The sequence below is a fragment of the Duganella sp. SG902 genome (assembly GCF_013376005.1).
Classification (GTDB): Bacteria; Pseudomonadota; Gammaproteobacteria; order Burkholderiales; family Burkholderiaceae_D; genus Rugamonas.
Genome location: NZ_JABMJK010000006.1, coordinates 1 through 23283, shown reverse-complemented (window position 1 = coordinate 23283; position 23283 = coordinate 1). Strand labels below are relative to the sequence as shown.

Here is a 23283-nt window from a genome sequence, read left to right as displayed (position 1 = left end):
CTCATTATACAAAGCTTTCCATGCATCAATACTATCGGATTCTAACGACCGTGCGCACCGAACTGGTGCGTTGCGCTGCTTAATGGTGCGCCGGGTGCCGGGGGAGGCGGATTTGTGCTGGCACAAGGATTGCATAGGACAGAACATTATTTAACACGTACCTGATTCCATGCCCGACTGCACCGCTCCGCGTGACCTCGCCGCCAGCACTGGCCACAGTGCCTGGCAGGCCAGTCTCACCCTCGGGTTTGCGGACGACGCCGGCACCACGCGGCTGTTTAACAAAATCCACCACGGCCCGCTGCGCGTGCAGAAGGCGCTGTACCCGGAGGACGCCAAGGTGTGCCAGGCCATCATCGTCCACCCGCCCGGCGGCGTGGTGGGGGGCGATCAACTGGAGATCGACATCGGGGTGGGCGACAACGCGCACGCCTTCATCACCACCCCCGGAGCGGCCAAGTGGTATCAGGCCAACGGCAAGGTCTCGCACCAGGCCGTGCATCTGCATGTGAACGAGAACGCCGCCCTCGAATGGCTGCCGCAAGAAACCATCTTCTTTGATACCGCTAACGTGGTGCTCGACCAGCACGTGGAGCTGGCCGCCGGCGCCACCTTCCTCGGTTGCGAGATCCTGTGCATGGGCCGGCGCGGCTCGGGCGAGGTATTCAACACCGGCTCCATCCGCCAGCGCAGCAGCATCCGCCGCGAGGGACGACTGATCTGGTGGGAGCAGGGCGACATGATCGGCGGCCGGCTCGATAGCCCGCTGGCGCTCAACGGCCACACCGTGTGCGCCACGCTGATCGCGGCCGGCAAGCCGCTGCCCGCCGCTGTTCTGAACGAGATCCGCGCCGACATCGCCGCCGACGGCGAACACGTTTTCGGCATCACCCACACCAAGGGCGTGCTGGTGGCGCGCCATCTCGGCGACGACAGCGAAACCGCGCGCCGCCTGATGCTCACCGTATGGCGCCGCCTGCGCCCGCATCTGCTGGGACGCGCGGCCGTCACGCCGCGCATCTGGCAAACCTGACGAGAGAGAACACGATATGGACCTGACGCCACGCGAAAAAGACAAGCTGTTGATTTTTACCGCAGGCCTGGTGGCGGAACGCCGCCTTGCCCGCGGCTTGAAGTTGAACTACCCGGAAGCGGTGGCGCTGATCACCTGCGCCATCATGGAAGGTGCGCGCGACGGCAAAACTGTCGCAGAACTGATGTCCGACGGCACGCGCATACTCACGCGCGCCGACGTCATGGAGGGTATCCCCGAAATGATCCCCGACATCCAGGTCGAAGCGACGTTCCCTGATGGGAGCAAGCTTGTGACTGTCCACAACCCCATCCCCTAAAGGAGTTCACCATGATCCCAGGCGAATACAAGCTTGAAGAGGGCGAGATCGGCCTTAACGAAGGCCGCGAAACCGTCACCGTGGTCGTCACCAACCAGGGCGACCGCCCGGTGCAGATCGGCTCGCACTTCCATTTTTTTGAAGTCAACTCAGTGCTCAAGCTGGAACGCTGGAAGGCCTACGGCATGCGCCTGAACATCGCGGCCGGCACCGCCGTGCGCTTCGAGCCGGGCCAGCAGCGCACCGTGGAACTGGTGAAGCTGGACGGCGACCAGGAAGTCTATGGCTTCAACGGCAAAGTGATGGGCAAGCTGGCTTCCACACCACCCAAAGCGTAAAGGCTCTCATGGCTACAATCTCGCGCCGCGCCTATGCGGAGATGTTCGGCCCCACCACCGGGGACCGCATCCGCCTGGCGGATACGGAACTGTTTATCGAAATCGAGAAGGACTACGCCATCTATGGCGAGGAAGTGAAGTTCGGCGGCGGCAAGGTGATCCGCGACGGCATGGGCCAGTCGCAGCGCGTGGCCGCCGATGTGATGGACACGGTGATCACCAACGCGGTGATTGTCGACCATTGGGGCATCGTCAAGGCGGACATCGGCCTGAAAAGCGGCATGATCGCCGCCATCGGCAAGGCCGGTAATCCGGACATCCAGTCGCATGTGACGATGGCGATCGGCGGCGCCACCGAGATCATCGCGGGCGAGGGCATGATCGTCACCGCCGGCGGCGTCGACACGCACATCCACTTTATCTGCCCGCAGCAGATCGAGGAAGCGCTGATGAGCGGCGTGACCACCATGATCGGCGGCGGCACCGGTCCTTCGGCCGGCACCTCGGCCACCACCTGCACGCCGGGGCCATGGCATTTGCATTCGATGCTGCAGGCGGCCGACGCGTTTCCGATGAACCTTGGCTTCCTCGGCAAGGGCAACGTCAGTTTGCCTGCGCCGCTGGAGGAGCAGGTGCGCGCAGGCGCTATCGGCCTGAAGCTGCATGAGGACTGGGGCAGCACCCCGGCCGCGATTGACAATTGCCTGAGCGTGGCGGACAAGATGGACATCCAGGTCGCCATCCACAGCGACACGCTGAACGAAGGCGGCTACCTGGCCGACACGCTGGCCGCGTTCAAGGACCGCACCATCCACACCTTCCACACCGAGGGCGCGGGCGGCGGCCATGCGCCCGACATCATCGCGGCGGTGGGTGAGTCGAACGTGCTGCCTTCATCGACCAATCCCACGCGGCCGTACACCGTCAACACGCTGGACGAGCACCTGGACATGCTGATGGTCTGCCACCACCTGGACGCCGCCATCACCGAAGACGTGGCGTTCGCCGAATCGCGCATCCGGCGCGAGACCATCGCCGCCGAGGACATCCTGCACGACATCGGCGCGATTTCGATGATGTCGTCCGACTCGCAGGCCATGGGCCGCGTGGGGGAGGTCATCATGCGCACCTGGCAGACCGCGCACAAGATGAAGGTGCAGCGCGGGCCGCTGGCGCCGGATTCGTCGCGCGCGGACAACTTCCGCGTCAAGCGCTACGTCGCCAAGTACACCATCAACCCGGCCATCACGCACGGCATCGCGCATGCGGTGGGTTCGGTCGAAGTGGGCAAGATCGCCGACCTGGTGCTGTGGAAGCCGGCCTTCTTTGGCGTGAAGCCATCCACCATCCTCAAGGGCGGCATGATCGCCGCCGCGCAGATGGGCGATCCGAACGCCTCGATTCCAACGCCGCAGCCGGTGCATTACCGGCCGATGTTCGGCGCCTATGGCGGCGGTTTGAAGAAGTCGTTCACGTTCGTGTCGCAGGCCGCTTACGACGCCGGCATCGGCGACGCGCTCAAGTTGAACAAGACGCTGATCGTGGCCAAGGGCATGCGCGCGCTGCGCAAGTCGGACATGATCCACAACGCGCTGGCGCCGAAGATGGACGTCAATCCCGAAACCTATGAAGTGCGCGCCGATGGCGAGTTGCTAGTGTGCGAGCCGGCCTCCATCCTGCCGATGGCGCAGCGCTATTTCCTGTTCTGATTATGCTGACCTTACATACCAAGATTCCTCATGCCGAGGTGATTGCGGCGCAACTGGTGTTGCCGTACGAGCTGCGCGAGAAATGCCGCCTGCGCGCGACGCTGGACAACGGCGAGGACGTGGCGGTGTTCACCGTGCGCGGCACGGTGCTGCGCGATGGCGATCTGCTGACCGGCGAGGACAAGCGCGTGGTGCGCGTGGTGGCCGCGCCGGAGCCGACCTATAAGGTGACGTGCGCCGATGCGCACACGCTGCTGCGTTGTGCCTTCCACCTCGGGAACCGTCACACGCAGGCGCAGGTCGGTGACGGCTTTCTGCGCATTCGCGCCGATGCGGTGTTGAAGGAGATGCTGGCGGGGCTGGGCGCGACGGTGGTGGAGGAATCGGCGGCGTTCGAGCCGGAGTCGGGCGCGTATGGCGGCGGGCATTCGCATCATCATGACGGTCCGCTGGCGCCGATCCCGCTGCGCCAAAAGATCCACCGTCCGGGCGATCTGAAATGACCACCGTCGCGTCGTCCCGGCGAAAGCCGGGATCCATGCTGAGCATCCCGGCACGCGCCCTATGGATTCCGGCTTGCGCCGGAATGACGGGGTGGTGATGCAGGCGGCGGCGCTCCTGCATCTGCTGCAATTCGCCAGCCCGGCTTTGCCGATTGGCGCTTACAGCTATTCCCAAGGGCTGGAGGCGGCGCTGGAAAGCGGCACAGTACACAACGCCGACACCGCGCGCGCATGGATCGTCCGCCATCTGCACGAAGTGGTGGCGCAATGGGAAGCCCCCATCGCCTGGCGTCTGATGCAGGCCTGGACGGCGCGCGACTGGAACGCCGTCAGCGACTGGAGCGAAAAATTCATCGCCTCGCGCGACAGCGCCGAATTCCGCGCCGAGACCATCCAGATGGGCTACTCGCTCACCAAGCTGGTAGCCGAATTGGGTATCGTGGATGAAGAGATGCTGGCGCAGCTCCAGCGCGAGCCGGAAGTCGCACTGCCGACGGCCTTCGCCTGCGCCGTCGCCGCGCTGCGCATCCCGCACGCCGAGGCCCTGCTGGCCATGTTATTCGCCTGGGCAGAGAACCAGGTGCTGGTGTGCGTGAAGTCCGTGCCTCTGGGCCAGGTGGCCGGCCAGCGCATGCTGCTGTCGCTGCGCGAAGAGATCGAGGCCGCCGCCCGTTACGCGCAAACCGTCGGCGACGACGACATGTGCAACTGGGCGCCCGGCCTGTCGCTGCTATCGATGCGGCATGAAGTGCAATACAGCCGTTTATACAGATCCTGAAAGAACCAATATGAATACTTCCAATCCTCTCCGCGTCGGCATCGGCGGCCCTGTGGGCTCTGGCAAGACCGCGCTGTGCGAAATGCTGTGCAAGGGCATGCGCGACCACTACGACATGGCCGTCATCACCAACGACATCTACACCAAGGAAGACATGGAGATCCTGCTGCGCGCGGACGCGCTGCCGGCCGAGCGCCTAATGGGCGTGGAGACCGGCGGCTGCCCGCACACGGCGATCCGTGAAGATGCCTCGATCAACCTCGAAGCCATCGCCCGCATGCAGGCCGACTTCCCCAACCTGGACCTGATCCTGGTGGAGTCGGGCGGCGACAACCTGGCCGCCACCTTCAGTCCCGAACTGTCCGACCTCACCATCTACGTGATCGACGTGGCGGGCGGCGAGAAGATCCCGCGCAAGGGCGGTCCCGGCATCACCCGTTCCGATCTGCTGATCATCAACAAGACCGACCTGGCGCCGCACGTCGGCGCGGACCTCGACATCATGGCGCGCGACGCCAAGCAGCAGCGCGGCAGCCGTCCCTTCATTTTCACCAATCTGCGCAGCGGCGAGGGCGTGACCAAGGTCATCGACTTCATTCGCGAACAAGGCCTGCTGGGCCACTAAGGAGAGACCTATGAAAAAAACCATCACCACTATCACGCTGGCCGCCGCCAGCACGGCCGCCATGGCGCACACCGGCGCAGGCGCGCACACGCACGGCTTCCTGGCCGGCTTCGCGCATCCGTTCACCGGCCTCGATCATCTGCTGGCCATGCTGGCGGTGGGCGCATGGAGCGTGCGCCAGCCGAACGCGAAATGGCTGCCGGCCACCTTCATCGGCATGCTGTTGATCGGCATGGCGACCGGCGCGGCAGGCCTCACCGTGCCGGGGCTGGAAACCGGCATCGCCCTGACGGTGGCCTTGATGGGCGTGCTGCTGGCGGTGGCGGCGCGCTTGCCTGCGGCGGCCAGCGCGGTGATGATCAGCGTGTTCGCCATCTTGCATGGCAACGCGCACGGCCACGAACTGCCGCAGGCGATGAGCGCCGTGGGCCTGCTGTCCGCCAGCCTGTTGCTGGTGTATGGTGGGAATCTGCTGGGCCGCGTCAGCCCGGCGCTGGCCGTCAAGGCCTCGGGTGCGGCCATCGCCGCCACCGGCGTGATGCTGGCGGCGACGGCGTAAGACTTATTTGCGCTCTTCGTTGCGGCGCTCCTGCAGCACGACGGGCGCTTCGTTCTTCGGATACAGGCCGTGGTGGCCGGCGTAGACGGCGGCGATGGCCGCCATGTCGGCTTGCTGGTCGCCGGTCAGGTGCAGGTGATCGACCACGCCCAGCGTCTTGTTCGGATAATCGATGTACACCAGGCACAGAGGCACCTTGGCCTCCAGCGCCAGGTGATAGAAGCCGCTCTTCCAGTGCGGGCGGTAGCTGCGCGTGGCCTCCGGCGTGATGGCCAGCCAGTACCAGTCGGCCGCGTTCATGCGTTCGGCCTGCGCGCGTATCATGCCTTGCGGCGCGCTGCGGTCCACCGGCTCGCCGCCCAATGAGCGGAACCAGCCGCCCAGCGGCGTCTTGAACAACGAATCCTTGGCCAGCCAGCGGAACGGCAGGTTGAGCGCCCACTTGCCGAACAGGCCGACCATGAAGTCCCAGTTCGAGGTGTGCGGATACACCACCACGATGCCGCGCGGGCCGGGCAGGGGGCGGTACAGCATGCGCCAGCCGAACAGGTTCAGCGTGCGCAGCGCCGCGCGCTGGCTCCAGCCCGGCAGCGCGGCCGGCTTCAATTCGTCATCGTTCATCTCACCACATCCCGTTTTTAATTTATATGAACTATTGACAGGTTGTTACTCACCTGTTCAAAAAAGCAGCGCGCATTCTATATTGGGCTCGACGGTGGCACAAGCTTGAACTTTTCACATCATTGCCCGTCCAACCAGCATGACGACGAAATCGATACTCTGCGTGGGCGTCGGCGTGCCGGGTTTGCCGGAGGGTTGGGAAGTCATTCAGGCGGACACGCCAACGCAAGCGCGCCGTCATGCGCAGGCGCGGCCTTGCGCCGTCGGCCTGTTGCTGGTGCGGGAGGCCGACCAGTGTGAAGCGCTGCATGCCTTCCTGCAGGATCACTGGACCATGCGCTGGATAGCGGTGCTGCCGCCGGCGTTGCTGGAGCAGCCGGCCTGGCGCCAGCTGCTGCGCGATCACTGCGACGATTACCATACCTGGCCGGTGGACAGCCAGCGGCTGCGCCATGCCCTGGGTCACGCGCTCGGCATGGCGGCGCTGCGCGAAGACGTGCTCGCGCCTCCCGCGAGCGACGCCACGCTGACCGGCCACAGCGCCGCCATCACGCGGCTGCGGCGGCAAATCGGCAAGGTGGCGGCGGCCAGCGCGCCGGTGCTGATCTGGGGCGAGAGCGGCAGCGGCAAGGAACTGGCGGCGCAAGCGGTGCACGCGCACTCGCCGCGCCGCAAGGGGCCGTTCGTGCCGATCAACTGCGGCGCGATTCCGGCCGCGCTGATTCAATCGGAACTGTTCGGCCATGAGCGCGGCGCCTTCACCGGCGCCGCGCGCGACAAGCGCGGCCTGATCGAAAGCGCCCAGGGCGGCTCGGTGTTCCTCGACGAAATCGGCGACCTGCCGATGGAGCTGCAAGCCAACCTGCTGCGCTTTTTGCAGGAGAAGACCATCTACCGCGTTGGCGGCACGCGCAGCATCGCGGTCGACGCGCGCGTGATCGCCGCCTCGCACGTCAATCTGGAGGAGGCGGTGCGGCGCGGCGCCTTTCGCGAGGACCTCTATTACCGGCTGAACGTGCTGGCGCTGGAGGTGCCCTCGCTGCGCGAGCGGCGCGAGGATCTGCTGCCGCTGGCCGAACATTTCTTCCGCACTTACTCCAGCGAGCGCGCGCCGCGCGTGAAGGGTTTCAGCAGCCGCGCCGCGCAAGCCATCCGCGACCACGACTGGCCGGGCAACGTGCGCGAGCTGATTAACCGCGTGCGCCGCGCCATGGTCATGGCGGAAGGCCGATTGATATTGCCGCGGGACCTGGGCCTGGCTCCGGCCGCGCCGGGCGCCGGGCCGCTGCTGCTCGATGACGTCCGCATCCGGGCCGAGCGCGACGCCATCGACGCCAGCCTGCTGCGTGCCGGCAGCAATATCACGCTGGCGGCGCGCGACCTCGGCGTATCGCGCATGACGCTCTACCGCCTGCTGGCCAAGCATGGGATCACGGCGCCGTCACGCATCGGTTACACCGACGGACAGAGTGAATGAGGCGCGATGCTGTCACGCCGGTGTGACGGATCGCCGCGACCAAGCCTGCGCCGAACCCCGTGCCGGCAGAGATAGGCCTTGCGGATCAAGGACTTGTTGGCGATGGCACCAAGCTTGCGAAAGCGGTGGGGCCGGGCGCCATTGCCCGGTCCCATTCCTCAAAACTGCAAGGTAGGAGCAACTATGAAAAAAACTCTGATTGGCGCCATGATCGCGCTGGCCTTTGGTGCGCAGGCTTACGCGCAAACGGCGACCACGCAATCGGGCGCAGGCCCGGCCGCCAATGACAATTCCAGCACCACGCTCGATAACAGCACACGCAACCAGAACAACAATAACAACAGCAGCGGCGCCGCAAGCGCCAGTGCGCTGGCCGGCGTGGCCGCCAATAACGGCGCCACCGCCACTTCGGCGTTCAGCAACTCGTTCAACACCTCCAGCGCCAACGCCACCAGCACGCTCAATGGCACGGTGGGCGGCAACCTGGTTTCCGGCATCGGCAACTACGCTGAGAACAGCGGCAACAGCCGCGGCGGCGCGGCGAGCGGCGGCGCCGGCGGCACGGCCACTGGCGGCAGCGCCGCCGGCCTCGGCGCCACCGGCGGCGACCAGTATGCCGGGTCCGGCGCGGCCGGCGGCAGCGGCGCCGCTGGCACCAACGGCAGCGCGTGGAACGGTTCGCCATACGTGGGCGGCAGCAGCGGTGGCGACGGCGGCGCCGGTGGCGCGGGCGGCGGCGCGTCCGCCGGCGATACCGGTGCCGCATCCGCCAATGGCGGCGCGGGCGCGGCGGCCGGCGCGGCCGGCGGCGGGACCGCCAGCAATGGCGCGCCCACCAACGGCAGCGCGACCGGCGGCGCCGGCGCGGCTGGCGGCGCGGGTGGCGCTGGCGGTGCGGGCGGCGCCGGCGGCTCGGGCGGCACGAATACCGGCGGCGCCGCGACCGGCGGTGCCGGCGGCGCGGCCACGGGCGGCGCCAGCGGCGCGGTGACGGTGGGTGCCGGGACCTTCAATATGTCCAACAGCATGAGCAGCGTTGGCCAGTCGGCCGCCGGCATCATGGTGGCGTCGCAGAACAGCGGCATGGCGTCGTTGGTGCAGCAAAGCGTCAACGTGCAGTCCAACCTGTCGCTGGGCCGTTAATCACCGGGGCGGGGCGCCCGGCGTCCCGCCTTCATCAAAGGGAGGGCAAGCATGTATATCGCATCCATATTGGCCGCCGGCCTGGCGCTTGCCGCGCCGGACTTCGACAGCGCGCCGGTGGCGGACGAACAGCTGGCCGCGCTGCACGCTGGCGCGGACACCGTCAGCAACGACATGCGCGTCAGCGGCACGGTGGCCGGCAACGCCGCGGCCAATGTCAGCAGCGGGGCCAACACCATCAGCAGCGGGGCGTTCAGCAACGCGTCCGGCCTGCCGGTGGCGATACAGAATTCCGGCTCCAATGTGCTGATACAAAACGCCACCATCATCAACATTCAGATGCAATGAAGATCATCGCGCTGCTGACGCTGGCGTGTAGCGCCCACGCCGCCGACCTGCCGTCCGTGCAAGGCGGCGGCTACGCGCTGCACGTCGCCAGCCTGAAAGAGGCGCGCTTCCGCTCGACCGTGCGCCAGCATTTCGACTTCAGCTGCGGCTCGGCGGCGGTGGCCACGCTGCTTACTTATCACTACAACATGCCGGTGTCGGAGCAGCAGGTGTTCGACGCCATGTTTGCGCTGGGCGACCAGCAGAAAATCCGGCGGGAAGGCTTCTCGATGCTGGACATGAAACGCTATCTCGCGCAACAGGGCTACACCGCCGACGGCTTCACCCAGCCGCTGGACAAGCTGGCGCAGGCGCGGCTGCCGGCCATCGTGCGCATCGCGGAAAACGGCTACTGGCATTTCGTCGTCATCAAGGGGATCGACGCCGAACGCGTGTTGCTGGGCGACCCGGCCGGCGGCACCCGCGCCATGCGGCGCGCCGCGTTCGAGGCGGCCTGGCCGGATCGCCTGTTGTTTGTCATCCACCATTGGCCCGGCCAGCCTGGGTTCAACCTGGCGGCCGACTGGAGCGTGGCGCCGCGCGCGCCGCTGGGCGAGGCCATCAACCGCGCCGGCCTGGCCGACATCACGCTGTCCAAGAACGGCGGCGGCAACTTCTGAAAGGACATATGGCCATGCGCAAGATCCTCTGTGGCATGTGGCTGGCCTGCGCGACGCTGGCGCAGGCCCAGCCCGCCGACGATTGGCAGGCCGTCGGCGACGACCAGCTGGCGCGCACGCGCGGCGGCTTCGACCTGGGCAACGGCATGCTGGTGTCGCTAGGTGTCGAACGTTTGGTTTCGATCAATGGCACTGTTGTAGCCAGTACCCGTTTTTCCATCCCTGATATGACACAGTTGAGCGCTGCGCAAACGCAGGCGGCCGCCGATGCCATGGCCGCCGTGCTGGTGCAAAACAGTCTCAACGACCAGGCCATCCGAACCCAGACCACGATAGGGGCCACGGTGGCGAACCTGGCGTTGCTGAAGGCGGTCAACTTTGAAAGCAGCCTGCGCGAGGCACTCACCGGCGCGGTCGGCAAATAGGGAGGAATATGCAAGCAAACGCACAATGGCTGGCGGCGGCGCTGCTGGCCAGCGGGGTGGCTGTGGCCGCGCCGGAGCAGGTCGGCAACGCGCCGCCGCAAGACGGCAGGCCGCCCGCCGTGGCGCCCTTGTTCGAACAGCCGGGCGTGCTCACGCCGCGAGGCAAGCTCGTGTTGGAACCTTCGCTGCAGTTCGGCTACTCGTCCAGCAACCGGGTGGTGCTGGTGGGATACACCATCATCCCGGCGCTGCTGATCGGGCTGGTGGACGTGCGCGAGGTCAAGCGCAACACCAGCACCGCCGCCATCACCGCGCGCTACGGCCTGAGCAACCGCGCCGAGCTGGAATTGAAAGTGCCTTACGTGTACCGCTCGGACTCCACCGTCAGCCGCGAGCTGTTCACCGGCACCGGCGTCGACCGCGTGTTCGACACCAGCGGGCGCGGCGTCGGCGACGCCGAGCTGGCCATGCGCTACCAGTTGAACGACGGCGGCGCGGACCGGCCGTACTACGTGGCCGGCCTGCGCTTCAAGTCGCGCACCGGCACCGATCCGTTCAGCGTGGTGACCGATTGCAGCAAGCGCTGCGTCGGCCCCAACGCCAGCGGCACCGGGCTGCCGCTGGAGCTGCCGACCGGCTCCGGCTTCTATGCCTTGCAGCCCAGCCTGACGTGGTTGTTCGCCAGCGATCCGGCGATTCTGTTCGGCGGCGTCAGCTACCTGTACAACTTCAAGCGCAACCACGTCAGCCGGCTGGTGCTGGGCGGCGAGTCCGAGCCGCTGGGGCGGATCGCCCCGGGCGGCGTGTTCGGCTTCAACTTCGGGGTCGGGCTGGCGCTCAACGACCGGGCGCTGATTAGTTTCGGCTACGACCACAGCTCGATCGCGCGCACGCGCCAGAACGGCGCGCCGGTGGCCGGCTCGGTGCGCACCCAGCTGGGCACCTTGCTGACCGGATTTTCCTACCGCATCGACGACCGGCGCACCATCAACATCGCGGTTGGCGCCGGGCTGACGCGCGACACCCCCGATGTGCAGTTATCGTTCCGTTTGCCTGTGACGTTCTGACGGAATTCTTGTATTTGAGGTATTGTAGTGCTCCTGACAATTTCTAAAATAGGGGAGCCATGAGCACACGTACCTTGACCGTCATTGCCGCGCTGCTGATCAGCGCCACCGCGCAGGCGGGCGCGCCCATGGCCCGGTTCCAGGCGCCGGGCTTTTATCGCACCACGCTGGGCGATTTTGAAATCACGGTGCTCAACGACGGCACGCTGGACCTGCCGGTGGAGAAACTGCTCAAGCAGCCGCCGGCCAAGACCCTGGCCGCGCTGGACAAGTCTTTCCTGAAAAGTCCGGTGCAAACCTCGGTCAACGGCTTCCTGATCAACACCGGCAGCAAGCTGGTGCTGATCGACACCGGCGCGGCCAGCCTGTTCGGCCCGACGCTGGGGCAACTGCTGGGGAATCTGAAGGCGGCCGGCTACAAGCCGGAGCAGGTGGATGAGATCTACATCAGCCACATGCACGGCGACCACGTGGGCGGGCTGGCGTCGAACGAGCAGCGCGTGTTTCCGAACGCGGTGGTGCGGGCCGGGAAGCTGGACGCCGATTACTATCTGAATTCGACCAACCTGGACAAGGCGTCGGCCGAGGCCAAGGACAACTTCCAGGGGCCGATGGTGTCGATCAACCCGTATGTGAAGGCCGGCAAGTTCCAGCCCATCATCGCCAACACCGAGCTGGTGCCGGGGATCAAATCCTACTTCAATGGCGGGCACACGCCGGGCCATATCACCTATGTGGTGGAGAGCAAGGGGCAGAAGCTGGTGCTGCTGGGCGACCTGCTGCACGTGCAGGTGGTGCAGTTTGAGGATCCGGGCGTGGGCATCCAGTTCGACATGGATAGCAAGATCGCGATCGCCGAGCGCAAGGAGGCGTTCGCGGCGGCGGCCAAGGAGGGCTACCTGATCGGCGCGCCGCACCTGTCGTTCCCGGCGCTGGGCCATGTGCGGTCCAACGGCAAGGGCGGCTACGTGTTCGTTCCGATCAATTACACGCAACCGCGCTAGCACGCCCGGCATGGGTTCCCGCGCAGGCGGGAATCTAATTTACGCCAACGCTGGATAGTCGGTGTAGCCTTCTTCGGTGGCGCCGTAGAACGTTTCCGCCTTCCATGGATTGAGCGGGGCGTCGGCTTTCAGGCGCTCCACCAGGTCCGGGTTGGAGATGTAGTCCTTGCCGAAGGCGACCGCATCCGCCTTGCCGCTTTCCAGCAGTCCCTGCGCCACTACCTTGTTCAGCTTTTCATTGGCGATGAACACGCCGCCGAATTCCTGCTTGATCAGCGGCGCCAGGCTGTCCTCGCCGACCGCTTCGCGCGCGGCGATGAAGGCGATCTTGCGCTTGCCCAGCTCGCGCGCCACGTAGCCGAAGGTCTCGGCCGGGTTGGAATCACCCATGTCGTGCGCGTCGCGGCGTGGCGCCAGGTGCATGCCGACGCGCTGCGGGCCCCACACTTCGATCACGGCGTCGGTCACTTCCAGCATCAGGCGGGCGCGGTTCTCGACCGGGCCGCCGTACCGGTCGCTGCGCTGGTTGGTCTTGTCTTGCAGGAACTGGTCCAGCAGATAGCCGTTGGCGCCGTGGATCTGCACGCCGTCGAAGCCGGCCTTCTTGGCGTTTTCGGCGGCCTTCTTGTAGGCGGCCACGATACCGGCCAGCTCGGTGGTGTCCAGCGCGCGCGGCACCGGGTAAGGACGTTCCGGACGCAGCAGGCTGACGTGGCCCGCCGCCGGGATGGCGCTGGCCGACACCGGCGCCTCGCCGTTCAGGAAGCTCGGGTCCGAGATGCGGCCCACGTGCCACAGCTGGGCGAAGATCACGCCGCCCTTGGCGTGCACGGCGGCGGTGACCTGTTTCCAGCCTTCCACCTGCTCGTCGGACCACAGGCCCGGCGTGTTGGCGTAGCCCACGCCTTGCGGGGTGACGGCGGTGGCCTCGCTCAGGATCAGGCCGGCACTGGCGCGCTGGGCGTAGTACTGGGCCATCAGCGCGTTCGGCACGCGGCCTTCGCCAATCGCGCGGGCACGCGTCAGCGGCGCCATGACGACGCGGTTTTTCAGAGTGAGGTCACCGATGGTGACGGGATCGAACAGAGTTGGCATGATGAGCTTCCCTATAGTTGCATTTGGTCGATGAAGGCCTGGATGAGTGCCTCATCGCGTTTGAAATAATTCCACTGGCCGACGCGGTGCGACGTCACCAGCCCGGCCTTGACCAGCACGGCCAGGTGGGCCGAGGTGGTCGATTGCGACAGGCCGGCGCGGCGGTCGATCATGCCGGCGCATACGCCCAGGTTCAGCGGATGCTGCTGTTCCGAGAAATACACGTCCGGCTCCTTCAGCCACGCCAGGATCTGGCGCCGCATCGGGTTGGCGAGGGCTTTGTGAATGGCGTCGATGTCCATGGCTGGTATATGTATCGTGTTTTTCCGATTTCAATATCGGCATATTACGATATAAAAGAAAAACGTGCTGACGGCCGAAAAATCCTTTATGTTTATGGAACATTGCTGGAAATCTAACGAGGGACCGTATGTCGAGTCATTACCTGGATGTGGCGGTGGGCCTGTCCTATACCTTCCTGGCCGTGAGCCTGCTGTGCAGCGCCACGCGGGAGGCGATCGCCTCGCTGTTCCAGACGCGCGCCAAGGTGCTGCTGGACGGCGTGTTGACCATGCTGCACGAATCGGCCGTCAAGCCGCGCGTGCGCGGCATCGTGCCGTCGCTGCTGCGGCTGTTCCGGCGCGAGGGCGGCTTCCGGCTCGACAAACTGGGCGACCAGTCTCTGACGGCCGAGGTGATGCGGCATCCGCTGATCAGCGGGATGGCGCAGCGCGGCCGACTGCCTTCGTACATCCCCTCGGCGATATTCGCACGCGCGTTCGTGGCCACCCTGACCACGCGCTACGGCAAGGGACAGACGGCGGCCGCGCTGCTCAACGCCATCGGCAACGAGGGTCTGACGCGCACGCTGCTGGCCATCATGGGCGAGGGGCCGGACGACGTGGCGGCGCTGGAGAACGCCGTGCGCATCTGGTACGACACGGTGATGGAACGCATCAGCGGCTGGTACAAGCGGCGCTCGCAGTTCGTGCTGTTCCTGATCGGACTGTTTTATGCGTGCGCGATGAACATCGACGCGCTGCAGTTGTCGCAGCGGCTGTGGACCGATTCGACGCTGACGGCGCAAGTGGTGCAAAAGGCGGAGGCGGTCAAGCCGGCCACGCCGCCGGCCGGCGCGCCGCCACTGGAGCAGGCCAAACAGGCCGGGGCGCAGGCGCAAGCCCTGCAGGCCTTGCCGATCGGCTGGCCATCGGCGCGCTTTGACGGCGTCGGCAGCGTGGGCAAGTTCGCGCTGGCCTTGAGCTTCGCGCTGATCGGTTGGATCGCCACCGCGTTTGCGGCCTCGCTGGGATCGCCATTCTGGTTCGACGGCATCGGCTGGCTGCTGGCCTTGCGCGGCACCGGCGCCAAGCCGGCGGCGGAAACCACGGCGCCGCCAGCGGTGGTGGTGGCGCTGCCGAGCTTGCGCAAATAACTTACTTGGCGCGCTCCGCGCACTTGGCGGCGTGGATCGCGCGCTCCGTGATACTGTCGATGCTTTTGATCGCCGCCGGCGTGCAGGTGGCGCTATCCACCGCGTGCGGCTGCGGTTTGCTGTGCATCTCCTTGTAGCCGGTGAAGATGAGGCCCGCCGCCGCGCAGGCCATCAGCAGCCAATTGAGCCGGGTCTGCATCGTCAGGCGGCGAAGTGCAGGGCCAGGCCGATGACGGCGGGCAGCGTCTGAATCAACAGAATGGAGCGCTTGACGGTGACGCCGCCCCACACGCCGGCCACCGCCACGCAAGCGAGGCCGAACACGGTGAACGCCGAGCCGATGGCCGCGTCGGGATGCACGAAACCGACCACCAGCGCGGCCACCAGGAAGCCGTTGTAGCAGCCCTGATTCGACATCGCCGGCTGGACGATTTCCGCTTTCTCCTTACTGAGGCCGAACACGCGGCGGCCGCGGGAATTGAACAATACGGTTTCCAGCAAAACGATGTACACGTGTATCAGCGCCACCAGTGCGGTGACGATTTGCGCTGCTAAAAGCATGGTTCTCCCCGTTTTTATAATGTTGAGCAAGCATTATGACCCGAGCGAGGCCGTCACGGCTAGAGGGGCCGCACCAATTTCGTCCCTCCGTGCCGATGCTGCCTGCGCTTCAAAACGCCGGGTTGGGGCGCGTCATGTAATACCACTCGCTGTTGGCGCCGGCGGCGCTGTCGGGGAACAGGATGCGGCCGTCGAATTCGGCCAGCACCGGCGTGCCATCGGCGCGGCGGCCGATTTCCTCGCCTTGTCTGACCGGATCGAAGCTGGACCAGTCGCGGCTGAAGGTGTCGTCCGCATGCTGCTTGTCGTACACGGCCACCATGCTCAGGGCTTCCATGTGTTCCGGCGCGATCGGCTCGGGCGCGGGCGCGTCGATCAGGCCGAGGAAGGCGAGGGTGTTGAGGATGGCGCGGTAAGCGACCTCCGGCGCTTGCGGATCGTCGTGCTGGCCGCATTCGAGCGTCAACGCATAGCCGCCGGTGGAGCGCATGTATTCGGTGGTGCCCATGCCGTAGCGCAGAACGGTTTGCAGTTCAATGCTGTTGTTCATGCGACGCTGTACCCCGTCGCCATAGGTGCGCAGCCAGCCGTCGACGAAGCGGCGCACGCCGAGGCGGCGGGCGAGGGCGCGTTCCTGTTGTTCATGCTTGAACGGTTCCAGCGGACCATCGTTGTTACGCGGCCCGACCATCACGAACGGTTCGCTGGCGGCGTTGAAGGAATGCAGGTCGAGCAGCACGTCATGTTGCGCCAGAAGAGGACACAGCCAGTTGGCCACGCGGTCCTCGAAGTCCTGCGGGTTAGAATTCGGGAACAGATTGCGGTTCAGGTTACGCTCGCCGGCGCGCTCGCCCTTGGCATACGCCAGTGGGTTGGTCACCGGCACGAACGTCACGGCGCCGCGCCGCACCAGCAGCGCGCCGCTGTCCAGTTCCTGCATCACGCGCAGGATAGCTTGGGTGCCGCAGGTCTCATTCCCGTGTACGGCGCCGGTGACGACTAGCCGTACACCTGACTGCAGACCAGCGAAATTTATCGATTTAAATTGGCACAAGCCTGCGTCGCTCATTTTGGACAGTTTATTGTCGTGGATCGTTCTGGATCTGCGGGTCGTGCGAGAACGGACCATGTGGGCCGCTGAACTGCAGTTTTACACTGAACGGCATCTTTTCCGTATTGGCATCGCTCAGCGTCAGCAGCTTGCCGCTTTTGCTGATGGTGTAAGCGCTAAGCTGGTCATTATCTTCCGGAGTGATGATGGCGCCCGTAAAAATAATGTCCAAATCGTGCGTGTCATAAATCTGGTAATTGATGACGGTATCGGCCTCGGTGATGTAAGGAATTTCAGGTGCGGTGTGCACTTTATAAACCGTTGGGTCATCGGTTGGACGAACTTTCACCATAATATTGATGAATTGGGTAGAAGCGTTAATTTTACTCATGAGTGTACTTTCTTTGGCGGGTGGGTGGAAAGGTAGTGCAAATAAGTCGGATCACGATAACGCATGTCCTCAAGCTTTTGACGGGCTGACGACGCTGGTGCGGGCTGATTCAGGCAAGCGTGTGCCTTGACCCATGGATCCAGCAGGCGAAAGTCCGTGCTGTCGCCGATGGTGGCCGCCAGTGTCGAGCGTACCTCGGCACAGGGGGCTTGTGCTGGCGGTTGCCTGATGTGTTCGTTCAGCGCTGCGTTGAGTAACAGTGCTTCCGCCAGAGCTGAGAGGATCAGTTGATCGGATGGTGCGGTAGTGTGTAACACCTTTAATTTTTCGACGGCAGGCAAGAGATTGTCGGCCGCATCCTGGAATGCACCTTCTCGTATTTGAATGGCGGCCTTGCGGTGTTGTACCGAAGCGATCATCATTTGCAGATTTAGCCGTTTAGGTTCCAGCGCGCTTAATGCCGTGAAGTTCTTCTGCAGTTTATCCAGTTGCTTGAGCACAGCGGCACCGTTCTGATTATCGATCTGGGTTTCGATGACTCTCAGTTCAACTGCGTAAAGATTTCGTTGCCAGATCCGGTTGCTCGGATCTTTTTCCACAGCGGCATAAAGCAACTTGTGTGCTTCGAGCGTGGCTGCGTGGCTGGCGCTCATGTCGCCTTGCGCTTGCTTGAGTTCAGAGCGGTGCGACCAGGCTGATGCGAGTTGCTTTACCCATTGCCCTTCGTCCGGATAGGTCGCATGCAGCGTTTGTAAGAGTTCCAATTCTCTGGTGTGTAGTGCCTCGGCCTCTGCCAATTGTCCCAGCTGCATGTAGGCGCTAGCCAACCAGGATAAGCTGTCCGCCAGGTCGGACGTCAATTGTTTATCCTTGGGCTTTTGGTTATAGGCCCGTGTTTTCAGTGCCACTGATAACCTGAACTCTTCAGCCGCTCGCTTCACGTTACCACGCTGCAGCGCAAGGGTGCCCAAGCTGTTGTGCGCGTAGGATTGCTCAATCCACGCATTCGTATCCGTTGGTGCGGCTTGGGCTTGACGGTCAGCGTAGTCCCGATATTCCTCCATATATTGTTGGGCTTTATCCCATTCTTTTTGATCGAAATGGATTTGTCCCAGCCAGAAAGCGTTCTCTCCCGCGCTTTTTAACAGGGAGATGTCGGCCGGTGCGGCTGCTAGTTGTTTGCGCAAAATTTCCCGCCCGGCTAGCAGTGCAGTATTAGCGCCAATCGGATCTGCTCGCGCAATCTTGACTTCTGAAATCAACTGGAGTGATTTTGCACGCTGTGCCAGTGCGGTATTGCTGTTGTTAGCTCTTGCTGGGTCGGATAAGTAGGTCAGCGCGCGGTTGCTGACGCTGTCGAGGAGATCCAGCTTGCCCAAAGGGCGCAGCTTGTCGACGAATTCGCCGAGCATGTAAGCCATCAAGCCCTCGGCTTCGGTGCGGTGCGTTTCGGCCTGGGTCTGGGCCGAGCGGGCGGTCAGGCCGAGGGCTGCGGTCAGGATGGCCAGGCTGGTGACAACGGCCATCACGCCGATCCGCATGCGCTCGCTGCGGCGCTCGCTTTGCAGGGATGCCTGGATGAAGCTGTGTTCCAGCGGCGTCAGGCTCAGTCCACTGGTGGCCAGCAGCTGGCGCGCCTGGTTGGTCTGGGTTCCCGAGGGCAGCAGCATGTCGCGCTTGGCGCCGCTGTCCTGCCAGCGCCGCGCCTGGGCGCTGATGCGGCTGCGTACCTGCAGTGCTTGCCGGTGTTCCTCGATCCACTCCACCACGCGCGGCCAGCGTCGCAGCAGCGCCTCGTGCGCCAGACCGAAGGCCGGCGCGCCGCCCTGTAGATCGCTGACGAACAGGTGGGCGTCGACCAATGCCTGCACCAGCTTGTTCTCGGCCTCGTTGCGCAGGGCCGACCAGGGCACCCGGCGCGAGCTAACCGTCGCTTCATCCTCGGCCACCAGCACCAGTTGCGACAGCACCTGGGGCAGGGCGGCGATCTGCGCCGCGCCCAGCGCGGAAATCACTTGCTCCGCACGGGCGCCGATCGCGCCTTCCAAGCCGCCCATGGCGTGGAAGGCTTCGTGGCTGAGCTCGCCCTCGGCGCTGCGCTGGCGGTACAGTTCCTGCAGGCAGTATTGCAGCAGCGGCAGGCTGTCGGCGCCGGACAGGGCGGCGCGGCACAGCAATTCGTCCAGGCCCTCGCCGTGTTGGTCGACGGTGTAGCGCAACTGCGCCACCTGCGCCGGGTGGCGCACGATCTGGGCGATGTCGGCGCTGCCGGGCGGCGTCAGGTCGTAGTGGCCGCCGCTCAGCTTGAGGTTCATCAACGCCGGGTAGGACGCCAGCTGCGGGTAAAAATCGTTGCGGCAGGCCAGCACCAATTGCATGCAGCCCGAGCGCGCCAGCTGGTCCAGCACGTTGATGAAGACGGCGCGCTCGGTGTCGCTCACGTGTGGCAGGCGGAACACGGCCTCGAAGCGGTCGATGAAGACCAGCAGGCGGATGGTCGGCAGCTGGCGCTGCAGTTGCTCGATCAGCAGCGGCAGATCGTGCGCCAGGCGCTGGGCCAGCGCCGCCGCGCTGGTGTTCTCGAACAGCAGCTGGCCGTCGATTTCCGCGTCGAGCAGCACGCTGGCCAGGGTTTCCAGCAGGCCGGACTGGCCCATGTCGGCGCAATCGAGCTGGACGTGGGCGCTGATGGCGACGCCGGACTCGGCCGGCGCGGCGCCCCCCTTCAGCGCCGGGATCAGGCCGGCCTGCACCAGCGAGGTCTTGCCGGCGCCGGACGGCCCCAGCACCAGCACCATGGCGCAGGCGGCCTGGGCTTGCGCCACCACCACCTGCACCAGCTGGTCGACGCTGAGCTTGCGGCCGAAGAAGATGGCGGCGTGTTGTTCCTCAAAGGCTTCGAGGCCCCGGAACGGCGAGGCGTGCAGCCAGCTGCCCTGGCTGACCTCGTCGTCGTAGCTGAGTTCTGCCAGCAGACGGTAGCCGCGTTTGCGGATGGTCTCGATGTAGCGCGGCTCGGTGGCCGAATCGTCCAGCGCACGGCGCAGCTGGGTGATGATTTTGTGGATGGCGTTGTCGCTCGGGGCGACGTCGCCCCAGCAGGCATCCAGCAGGGTTTCGGCCGAAACCACCACGTGCGGGTGGCGGCAAAGATACAGCAGCACGTCCATCGCCCGCGGTTCGAGCTGACGGTTGAGCACCCCGCAACTGAGCGTATTGGTGGCTGGATCGACCCGCCATTGGCCAAAACGGAAACTCTTGTGCTTCATCCTACCTCGACTATTCCTTTTGTAAATCAACAGCTTAAAGGCCGGAAGGTTTTCCGAAGGCCGGCCGGGCGGCGCTTGGGTACAGTCTCGACAGAGAAAATACTAACATTATCCTGAGGGAAATAGTTGAACATTTACCACGGAGCATCAATGACTGTTTTAACCGGCGTGAAAGCCCCGTTTGAACTGACGCAGTACGCCATCGCCATCAAGCAACAGGGGATCGATTTCGTGATCCGTCATTACAGCCACCAGGCTGGCAAGAGCTTGTCGCTGGCCGAGGCGCGCGCGCTGACCGACGCCGGCCTGCAAATCGGCGTGCTGTGGGAGGCGCCCGAGGCGCACCTCGGCTATTACACCCGGGCGCAAGGTTGCGCGGACGGCGCCGCAGCCTACCTGATGGCGCAAGCGGTGATCGCCCAGCCGTCCGGCTCGGCGATTTACTTCGCGCTGCCGGACGTGGCCGAGGCGGACGGCGCGGCCAGCCGCTATGTCGAGGGCGTCAATCAGGCCTTCCGCGCGGCGGCGGCGGGGGAGCGGCAATACAAGGTGGGCGTGTACGGCTCCGGCGCCTGCTGCCAGGCGCTGCTGGCCGACGGCCTGGCCAGCGTCAGCTGGCTGGCGGCGGGCGGCGAGCGCGACTACACCGGCTACAGCCTGCGGCAGCAGGCCGGCGCGCTGCTGCCCGTCGATGACGGCCAGCGCATCAGCGTCAGCATGGTGAGCCACAGCCCGGAACGTCCGGCCGGCCTGTTCCGGGTGCTGTGACGATGAATATCTGTTTCACCGAGACCCCATCGCGCAAGACCGTCAAGCCATCGCGCACGGTGTTCCTGAATAATACCGGGCGGGACGTGACACTGAAGTTCGTCACCGCGCCGGACCACGTGCTGGCGTCCTACGCCATCAGCACCAGCATCAGCGCCGCCATCGATCACATCCGGCTCGGCGAGACGGACTTTTACTCCTGCCACAGCCAGAACGTGGTGATTCCGGGCGGCTGCACGGCGGTGCTGTCGCTCTCCAACCGGGTGCTGACAATGACGATATCGACCTGATAAGATACGGCCGATGAATTCCACCATCATCGGCCGTAACCCAGGCCTCGACACCCTGCGCGCGCTGGCCATCGTGCTGGTCTTCACCAATCACTACATGATCTTCGTCAGCGGCGCGCCGACCTTCGGCTGGGTGAGCCGGATCGGCTGGGCTGGCGTGGACCTATTCTTCGCGCTCAGCGGCTACCTGATCGGCAACCAGATCCTGGCCGGCATCCGCACCCAGCAGGGCGGGACGGCGCGCTTCTCGCTGGCGCGGTTTTATGCGCGCCGCCTGCTGCGCACCCTGCCGAACTTTTACGTGGTGCTGGCGCTATACGCCTTGTGGCCGGCCATGCGCGGCAACAGCGTGCTGCCGCCGCTGTGGGAGTTCCTGACCTTCACCCAGAATATCAATCTCACGCCGGGCACGGCGTTTTCGCACGCGTGGTCGCTATGCGTGGAGGAGCAGTTCTATTTCCTGCTGCCGGCGCTGGCCTTGGGGATCGCCATGTTGCGCAAGTCGCTGGCCTGGGCGTGGGCGGCCGTGGTGGCCGCGCTGCTGGCCGGGATGACGATCCGCGGCGTGACATGGAGCGGAATGTCGGCCGAGGAACTGAGCGGCGGGCAGTATTACACGCGGATCTACTATGCCTCATGGTGCCGTTTCGATGAGCTGGTGTGCGGGGTGGCGCTGGCGCTGCTGAAGAATTATCACGCGGGCGCGTGGGCGCGCCTGACCTCGCTGGGCAACTGGACCCTGGCCGCCGGCGCGGCCCTGTTGGCGCTGACATGGAACCTGCTGCTGGAAGATCACTACGGTTACACGATGACGGTGTATGGCTACCCGTTGCTGGGCTTGAGCTATTGCCTGCTCCTGGTGGCGGCGCTGAGCCCCGGCTCGCTGCTGCAGCGCTGGCGTGTGCCGGGCGCGGCCAGCGTGGCGCTGTGGTCGTACGCCATCTACCTGACCCATAAACAGCTGTGCGTGCTGCTGCGGGCGCCATTGCAGCAGCAGGGATGGGGGGCGGAAAGCTGGCAGACGCTGGTTATCATGAGCGTGGCCAGCCTGTTGGCCGGTTGGCTACTGTACCGGCTGGTCGAAACGCCGTTCATGAAACTGCGCGACCGCTACGTGCCGTCCAACTACCTCAATGCATCTCGATCACATCAAACGGTGACTGCGTAGAACCGAGGAAGGCCATGACGGCGCGGCCGCGATCGCCAAGGTCGTGGCCGCGAGTGGAGTCGACCACGGTGCGCAGGCCGGGGATGATCTCGCTGATGTGCGGGCTTTCGTAGGCCTGCACCAGCAGCACGGCCAGCTCGGTGGCGCGGCCGCGATTGTTGCGCATGCGTTCCTCCAGCACCGCCAGCAGCGCGCGCTGCATGCGCGGGGTGGGATTCTCGATGTAGCCGAACACCAAGGGCGTGTTGCTGATCGCCTCGCACAAACGGCGTTCGATATCGTCCGGTTTGACGTCGGAAGCGATATCGAAATACGCGCCATTCCAGCGCGTGCGTTCGTACGGGTGGCCGGGCGGGAAGGAGTCGGCCGTCTCAAAGCCCAGCAAGTGGCTCAGGCGGCGCAGCCATTTCAGTAGAGTTTCCATTCCCGCCATTCTAACAGCCGTAAAAAAACGGCGTCAGGCCTTGGGCCGCCAAGTTAAGAGCCGTCATTCCCGCGAAGGCGCACTGCTGTCCGGAATAAATTTGCTTGAATAAGCCTGAAGGTGTTGCAGGTATTGGTTAACGGGCGTATACCCGTAGTCGCCAAACTCAAAAACCAAACCCGCAACATGTTCAGGATATCGACTTTTCATCAAATAATGAAGG

Annotated in this window: 28 protein-coding genes; 19 read left to right on the top strand and 9 right to left on the bottom strand. The window is 64.9% G+C overall.

All coding sequences use genetic code 11. From position 1 onward, the window contains the following. The first annotated feature begins 169 nt into the window (after nt 1-169). The 8 genes from FHW83_RS14470 (at nt 170) to FHW83_RS14435 (ending at nt 5864) form a co-directional block, all read left to right on the top strand. Nucleotides 170-1033 (top strand): urease accessory protein UreD, encoded by an 864-nt coding sequence (locus FHW83_RS14470; RefSeq protein ID WP_176647074.1) that lies wholly within the window; start codon nt 170-172, stop codon nt 1031-1033. Nucleotides 1034-1049: 16 nt separating this feature from the next. Further along, complete coding sequence (locus FHW83_RS14465) at nt 1050-1352, top strand: urease subunit gamma (RefSeq protein ID WP_155462509.1); 303 nt, start codon at nt 1050-1052, stop codon at nt 1350-1352. 11 nt (nt 1353-1363) lie between these two features. Next, on the top strand, nt 1364-1690 hold the full coding sequence (locus tag FHW83_RS14460) for an urease subunit beta (protein WP_176647073.1): 327 nt from the start codon (nt 1364-1366) through the stop codon (nt 1688-1690). 8 nt (nt 1691-1698) lie between these two features. Continuing rightward, complete coding sequence (gene ureC / locus FHW83_RS14455) at nt 1699-3399, top strand: urease subunit alpha (RefSeq protein ID WP_176647072.1); 1701 nt, start codon at nt 1699-1701, stop codon at nt 3397-3399. A 2-nt stretch (nt 3400-3401) separates the two neighbouring features. Beyond that, nucleotides 3402-3902: an urease accessory protein UreE gene (gene ureE, locus FHW83_RS14450; protein ID WP_176647071.1), complete on the top strand. Its 501-nt coding sequence runs from the start codon at nt 3402-3404 to the stop codon at nt 3900-3902. Nucleotides 3903-3999: 97 nt separating this feature from the next. Next, nucleotides 4000-4680 (top strand): urease accessory protein UreF, encoded by a 681-nt coding sequence (locus tag FHW83_RS14445; RefSeq protein ID WP_176647375.1) that lies wholly within the window; start codon nt 4000-4002, stop codon nt 4678-4680. A gap of 10 nt (nt 4681-4690) precedes the next feature. Then, on the top strand, nt 4691-5305 hold the full coding sequence (gene ureG, locus FHW83_RS14440; RefSeq protein ID WP_176647070.1) for an urease accessory protein UreG: 615 nt from the start codon (nt 4691-4693) through the stop codon (nt 5303-5305). Nucleotides 5306-5315: 10 nt separating this feature from the next. Continuing rightward, a complete protein-coding gene (locus tag FHW83_RS14435; RefSeq protein WP_176647069.1) occupies nt 5316-5864 on the top strand; it encodes a HupE/UreJ family protein in 549 nt (182 codons plus the stop codon). Nucleotides 5865-5867: 3 nt separating this feature from the next. Here the strand turns inward: FHW83_RS14435 and FHW83_RS14430 are convergent, their stop codons facing one another. Further along, nucleotides 5868-6485, bottom strand: a complete 618-nt coding sequence (locus FHW83_RS14430) for a 1-acyl-sn-glycerol-3-phosphate acyltransferase (protein WP_176647068.1) — start codon at nt 6483-6485, stop codon at nt 5868-5870. A 139-nt stretch (nt 6486-6624) separates the two neighbouring features. Between FHW83_RS14430 and FHW83_RS14425 the strand changes: the two genes are divergently transcribed. The 7 genes from FHW83_RS14425 (at nt 6625) to FHW83_RS14395 (ending at nt 12608) form a co-directional block, all read left to right on the top strand. Further along, nucleotides 6625-7962 (top strand): sigma-54 dependent transcriptional regulator, encoded by a 1338-nt coding sequence (locus FHW83_RS14425; RefSeq protein ID WP_176647067.1) that lies wholly within the window; start codon nt 6625-6627, stop codon nt 7960-7962. 183 nt (nt 7963-8145) lie between these two features. After that, nucleotides 8146-9105, top strand: coding sequence for a hypothetical protein (locus tag FHW83_RS14420; protein ID WP_176647066.1), 960 nt, complete (start codon nt 8146-8148; stop codon nt 9103-9105). 51 nt (nt 9106-9156) lie between these two features. Beyond that, nucleotides 9157-9453 carry a hypothetical protein gene (locus tag FHW83_RS14415; protein WP_176647065.1) on the top strand — a complete coding sequence of 99 codons (297 nt, stop codon included), beginning with the start codon at nt 9157-9159 and terminating at the stop codon, nt 9451-9453. Continuing rightward, nucleotides 9450-10112, top strand: coding sequence for a C39 family peptidase (locus tag FHW83_RS14410; RefSeq protein WP_176647064.1), 663 nt, complete (start codon nt 9450-9452; stop codon nt 10110-10112). Before FHW83_RS14415 ends, FHW83_RS14410 begins: the two co-directional genes overlap by 4 nt. 14 nt (nt 10113-10126) lie before the next feature. Then, the gene (locus tag FHW83_RS14405; protein ID WP_176647063.1) at nt 10127-10537 is read left to right on the top strand and encodes a hypothetical protein; all 411 of its coding nucleotides are present in this window, start codon (nt 10127-10129) and stop codon (nt 10535-10537) included. Nucleotides 10538-10545: 8 nt separating this feature from the next. Further along, entirely contained in the window at nt 10546-11604 is a 1059-nt protein-coding gene (locus tag FHW83_RS14400) for an acetate kinase (RefSeq protein WP_308936759.1), read from the top strand. 59 nt (nt 11605-11663) lie between these two features. Then, nucleotides 11664-12608, top strand: a complete 945-nt coding sequence (locus tag FHW83_RS14395) for an MBL fold metallo-hydrolase (RefSeq protein ID WP_176647062.1) — start codon at nt 11664-11666, stop codon at nt 12606-12608. A gap of 39 nt (nt 12609-12647) precedes the next feature. Here FHW83_RS14395 and FHW83_RS14390 read toward each other — a convergent pair whose 3' ends face one another. Continuing rightward, on the bottom strand, nt 12648-13703 hold the full coding sequence (locus FHW83_RS14390; RefSeq protein WP_176647061.1) for an alkene reductase: 1056 nt from the start codon (nt 13701-13703) through the stop codon (nt 12648-12650). Nucleotides 13704-13714: 11 nt separating this feature from the next. After that, nucleotides 13715-14005 (bottom strand): helix-turn-helix transcriptional regulator, encoded by a 291-nt coding sequence (locus tag FHW83_RS14385; RefSeq protein WP_176647060.1) that lies wholly within the window; start codon nt 14003-14005, stop codon nt 13715-13717. 128 nt (nt 14006-14133) lie between these two features. Between FHW83_RS14385 and FHW83_RS14380 the strand changes: the two genes are divergently transcribed. Next, nucleotides 14134-15138 (top strand): hypothetical protein, encoded by a 1005-nt coding sequence (locus FHW83_RS14380; protein ID WP_176647059.1) that lies wholly within the window; start codon nt 14134-14136, stop codon nt 15136-15138. 1 nt (nt 15139) lies between these two features. On the opposite strand, the gene FHW83_RS14375 is transcribed toward FHW83_RS14380, so the two are convergent. The 5 genes from FHW83_RS14375 to FHW83_RS14355 all read right to left on the bottom strand — a co-directional run bounded on the left by FHW83_RS14375 (nt 15140) and on the right by FHW83_RS14355 (nt 20410). Beyond that, nucleotides 15140-15337, bottom strand: coding sequence for a hypothetical protein (locus FHW83_RS14375; RefSeq protein ID WP_176647058.1), 198 nt, complete (start codon nt 15335-15337; stop codon nt 15140-15142). 2 nt (nt 15338-15339) lie between these two features. Then, nucleotides 15340-15699: a DUF1304 domain-containing protein gene (locus tag FHW83_RS14370; protein WP_176647057.1), complete on the bottom strand. Its 360-nt coding sequence runs from the start codon at nt 15697-15699 to the stop codon at nt 15340-15342. Between the two features lie 109 nt (nt 15700-15808). Continuing rightward, the gene (locus FHW83_RS14365) at nt 15809-16768 is read right to left on the bottom strand and encodes a succinylglutamate desuccinylase/aspartoacylase family protein (RefSeq protein ID WP_176647056.1); all 960 of its coding nucleotides are present in this window, start codon (nt 16766-16768) and stop codon (nt 15809-15811) included. Between the two features lie 10 nt (nt 16769-16778). Then, nucleotides 16779-17141, bottom strand: coding sequence for a hypothetical protein (locus FHW83_RS14360; RefSeq protein WP_176647055.1), 363 nt, complete (start codon nt 17139-17141; stop codon nt 16779-16781). Beyond that, nucleotides 17138-20410 carry a winged helix-turn-helix domain-containing protein gene (locus FHW83_RS14355; RefSeq protein WP_176647054.1) on the bottom strand — a complete coding sequence of 1091 codons (3273 nt, stop codon included), beginning with the start codon at nt 20408-20410 and terminating at the stop codon, nt 17138-17140. Before FHW83_RS14355 ends, FHW83_RS14360 begins: the two co-directional genes overlap by 4 nt. Nucleotides 20411-20560: 150 nt before the next feature. Here FHW83_RS14355 and FHW83_RS14350 point away from each other — a divergent pair, with 150 nt between their 5' ends. From FHW83_RS14350 to FHW83_RS14340, 3 genes are read left to right on the top strand one after another with little or no spacing between them, the layout of a single operon-like run. Beyond that, nucleotides 20561-21178 carry a glycoside hydrolase domain-containing protein gene (locus tag FHW83_RS14350; RefSeq protein ID WP_176647053.1) on the top strand — a complete coding sequence of 206 codons (618 nt, stop codon included), beginning with the start codon at nt 20561-20563 and terminating at the stop codon, nt 21176-21178. 2 nt (nt 21179-21180) lie between these two features. Beyond that, a complete protein-coding gene (locus FHW83_RS14345) occupies nt 21181-21468 on the top strand; it encodes a hypothetical protein (protein WP_176647052.1) in 288 nt (95 codons plus the stop codon). A 13-nt stretch (nt 21469-21481) separates the two neighbouring features. Next, on the top strand, nt 21482-22636 hold the full coding sequence (locus tag FHW83_RS14340) for an acyltransferase (protein ID WP_176647051.1): 1155 nt from the start codon (nt 21482-21484) through the stop codon (nt 22634-22636). Here the strand turns inward: FHW83_RS14340 and FHW83_RS14335 are convergent. Continuing rightward, nucleotides 22599-23060 carry a hypothetical protein gene (locus tag FHW83_RS14335; protein ID WP_373997216.1) on the bottom strand — a complete coding sequence of 154 codons (462 nt, stop codon included), beginning with the start codon at nt 23058-23060 and terminating at the stop codon, nt 22599-22601. The two genes, FHW83_RS14340 and FHW83_RS14335, sit on opposite strands and share 38 nt — an antisense overlap. Between the last annotated feature and the right edge of the window lie 223 nt (nt 23061-23283).

Excerpts from the sequence above, each read along its gene's own strand:
- FHW83_RS14470 (WP_176647074.1), top strand. The coding sequence starts at position 170 with ATGCCCGACTGCACCGCTCCGCGTGACCTCGCCGCCAGCACTGGCCAC.
- FHW83_RS14465 (WP_155462509.1), top strand. The coding sequence starts at position 1,050 with ATGGACCTGACGCCACGCGAAAAAGACAAGCTGTTGATTTTTACCGCA.
- FHW83_RS14460 (WP_176647073.1), top strand. The coding sequence starts at position 1,364 with ATGATCCCAGGCGAATACAAGCTTGAAGAGGGCGAGATCGGCCTTAAC.
- ureC (WP_176647072.1), top strand. The coding sequence starts at position 1,699 with ATGGCTACAATCTCGCGCCGCGCCTATGCGGAGATGTTCGGCCCCACC.
- ureE (WP_176647071.1), top strand. The coding sequence starts at position 3,402 with ATGCTGACCTTACATACCAAGATTCCTCATGCCGAGGTGATTGCGGCG.
- FHW83_RS14445 (WP_176647375.1), top strand. The coding sequence starts at position 4,000 with ATGCAGGCGGCGGCGCTCCTGCATCTGCTGCAATTCGCCAGCCCGGCT.
- ureG (WP_176647070.1), top strand. The coding sequence starts at position 4,691 with ATGAATACTTCCAATCCTCTCCGCGTCGGCATCGGCGGCCCTGTGGGC.
- FHW83_RS14435 (WP_176647069.1), top strand. The coding sequence starts at position 5,316 with ATGAAAAAAACCATCACCACTATCACGCTGGCCGCCGCCAGCACGGCC.
- FHW83_RS14430 (WP_176647068.1), bottom strand. The coding sequence starts at position 6,485 with ATGAACGATGACGAATTGAAGCCGGCCGCGCTGCCGGGCTGGAGCCAG.
- FHW83_RS14425 (WP_176647067.1), top strand. The coding sequence starts at position 6,625 with ATGACGACGAAATCGATACTCTGCGTGGGCGTCGGCGTGCCGGGTTTG.
- FHW83_RS14420 (WP_176647066.1), top strand. The coding sequence starts at position 8,146 with ATGAAAAAAACTCTGATTGGCGCCATGATCGCGCTGGCCTTTGGTGCG.
- FHW83_RS14415 (WP_176647065.1), top strand. The coding sequence starts at position 9,157 with ATGTATATCGCATCCATATTGGCCGCCGGCCTGGCGCTTGCCGCGCCG.
- FHW83_RS14410 (WP_176647064.1), top strand. The coding sequence starts at position 9,450 with ATGAAGATCATCGCGCTGCTGACGCTGGCGTGTAGCGCCCACGCCGCC.
- FHW83_RS14405 (WP_176647063.1), top strand. The coding sequence starts at position 10,127 with ATGCGCAAGATCCTCTGTGGCATGTGGCTGGCCTGCGCGACGCTGGCG.
- FHW83_RS14400 (WP_308936759.1), top strand. The coding sequence starts at position 10,546 with ATGCAAGCAAACGCACAATGGCTGGCGGCGGCGCTGCTGGCCAGCGGG.
- FHW83_RS14395 (WP_176647062.1), top strand. The coding sequence starts at position 11,664 with ATGAGCACACGTACCTTGACCGTCATTGCCGCGCTGCTGATCAGCGCC.
- FHW83_RS14390 (WP_176647061.1), bottom strand. The coding sequence starts at position 13,703 with ATGCCAACTCTGTTCGATCCCGTCACCATCGGTGACCTCACTCTGAAA.
- FHW83_RS14385 (WP_176647060.1), bottom strand. The coding sequence starts at position 14,005 with ATGGACATCGACGCCATTCACAAAGCCCTCGCCAACCCGATGCGGCGC.
- FHW83_RS14380 (WP_176647059.1), top strand. The coding sequence starts at position 14,134 with ATGTCGAGTCATTACCTGGATGTGGCGGTGGGCCTGTCCTATACCTTC.
- FHW83_RS14375 (WP_176647058.1), bottom strand. The coding sequence starts at position 15,337 with ATGCAGACCCGGCTCAATTGGCTGCTGATGGCCTGCGCGGCGGCGGGC.
- FHW83_RS14370 (WP_176647057.1), bottom strand. The coding sequence starts at position 15,699 with ATGCTTTTAGCAGCGCAAATCGTCACCGCACTGGTGGCGCTGATACAC.
- FHW83_RS14365 (WP_176647056.1), bottom strand. The coding sequence starts at position 16,768 with ATGAGCGACGCAGGCTTGTGCCAATTTAAATCGATAAATTTCGCTGGT.
- FHW83_RS14360 (WP_176647055.1), bottom strand. The coding sequence starts at position 17,141 with ATGAGTAAAATTAACGCTTCTACCCAATTCATCAATATTATGGTGAAA.
- FHW83_RS14355 (WP_176647054.1), bottom strand. The coding sequence starts at position 20,410 with ATGAAGCACAAGAGTTTCCGTTTTGGCCAATGGCGGGTCGATCCAGCC.
- FHW83_RS14350 (WP_176647053.1), top strand. The coding sequence starts at position 20,561 with ATGACTGTTTTAACCGGCGTGAAAGCCCCGTTTGAACTGACGCAGTAC.
- FHW83_RS14345 (WP_176647052.1), top strand. The coding sequence starts at position 21,181 with ATGAATATCTGTTTCACCGAGACCCCATCGCGCAAGACCGTCAAGCCA.
- FHW83_RS14340 (WP_176647051.1), top strand. The coding sequence starts at position 21,482 with ATGAATTCCACCATCATCGGCCGTAACCCAGGCCTCGACACCCTGCGC.
- FHW83_RS14335 (WP_373997216.1), bottom strand. The coding sequence starts at position 23,060 with ATGGAAACTCTACTGAAATGGCTGCGCCGCCTGAGCCACTTGCTGGGC.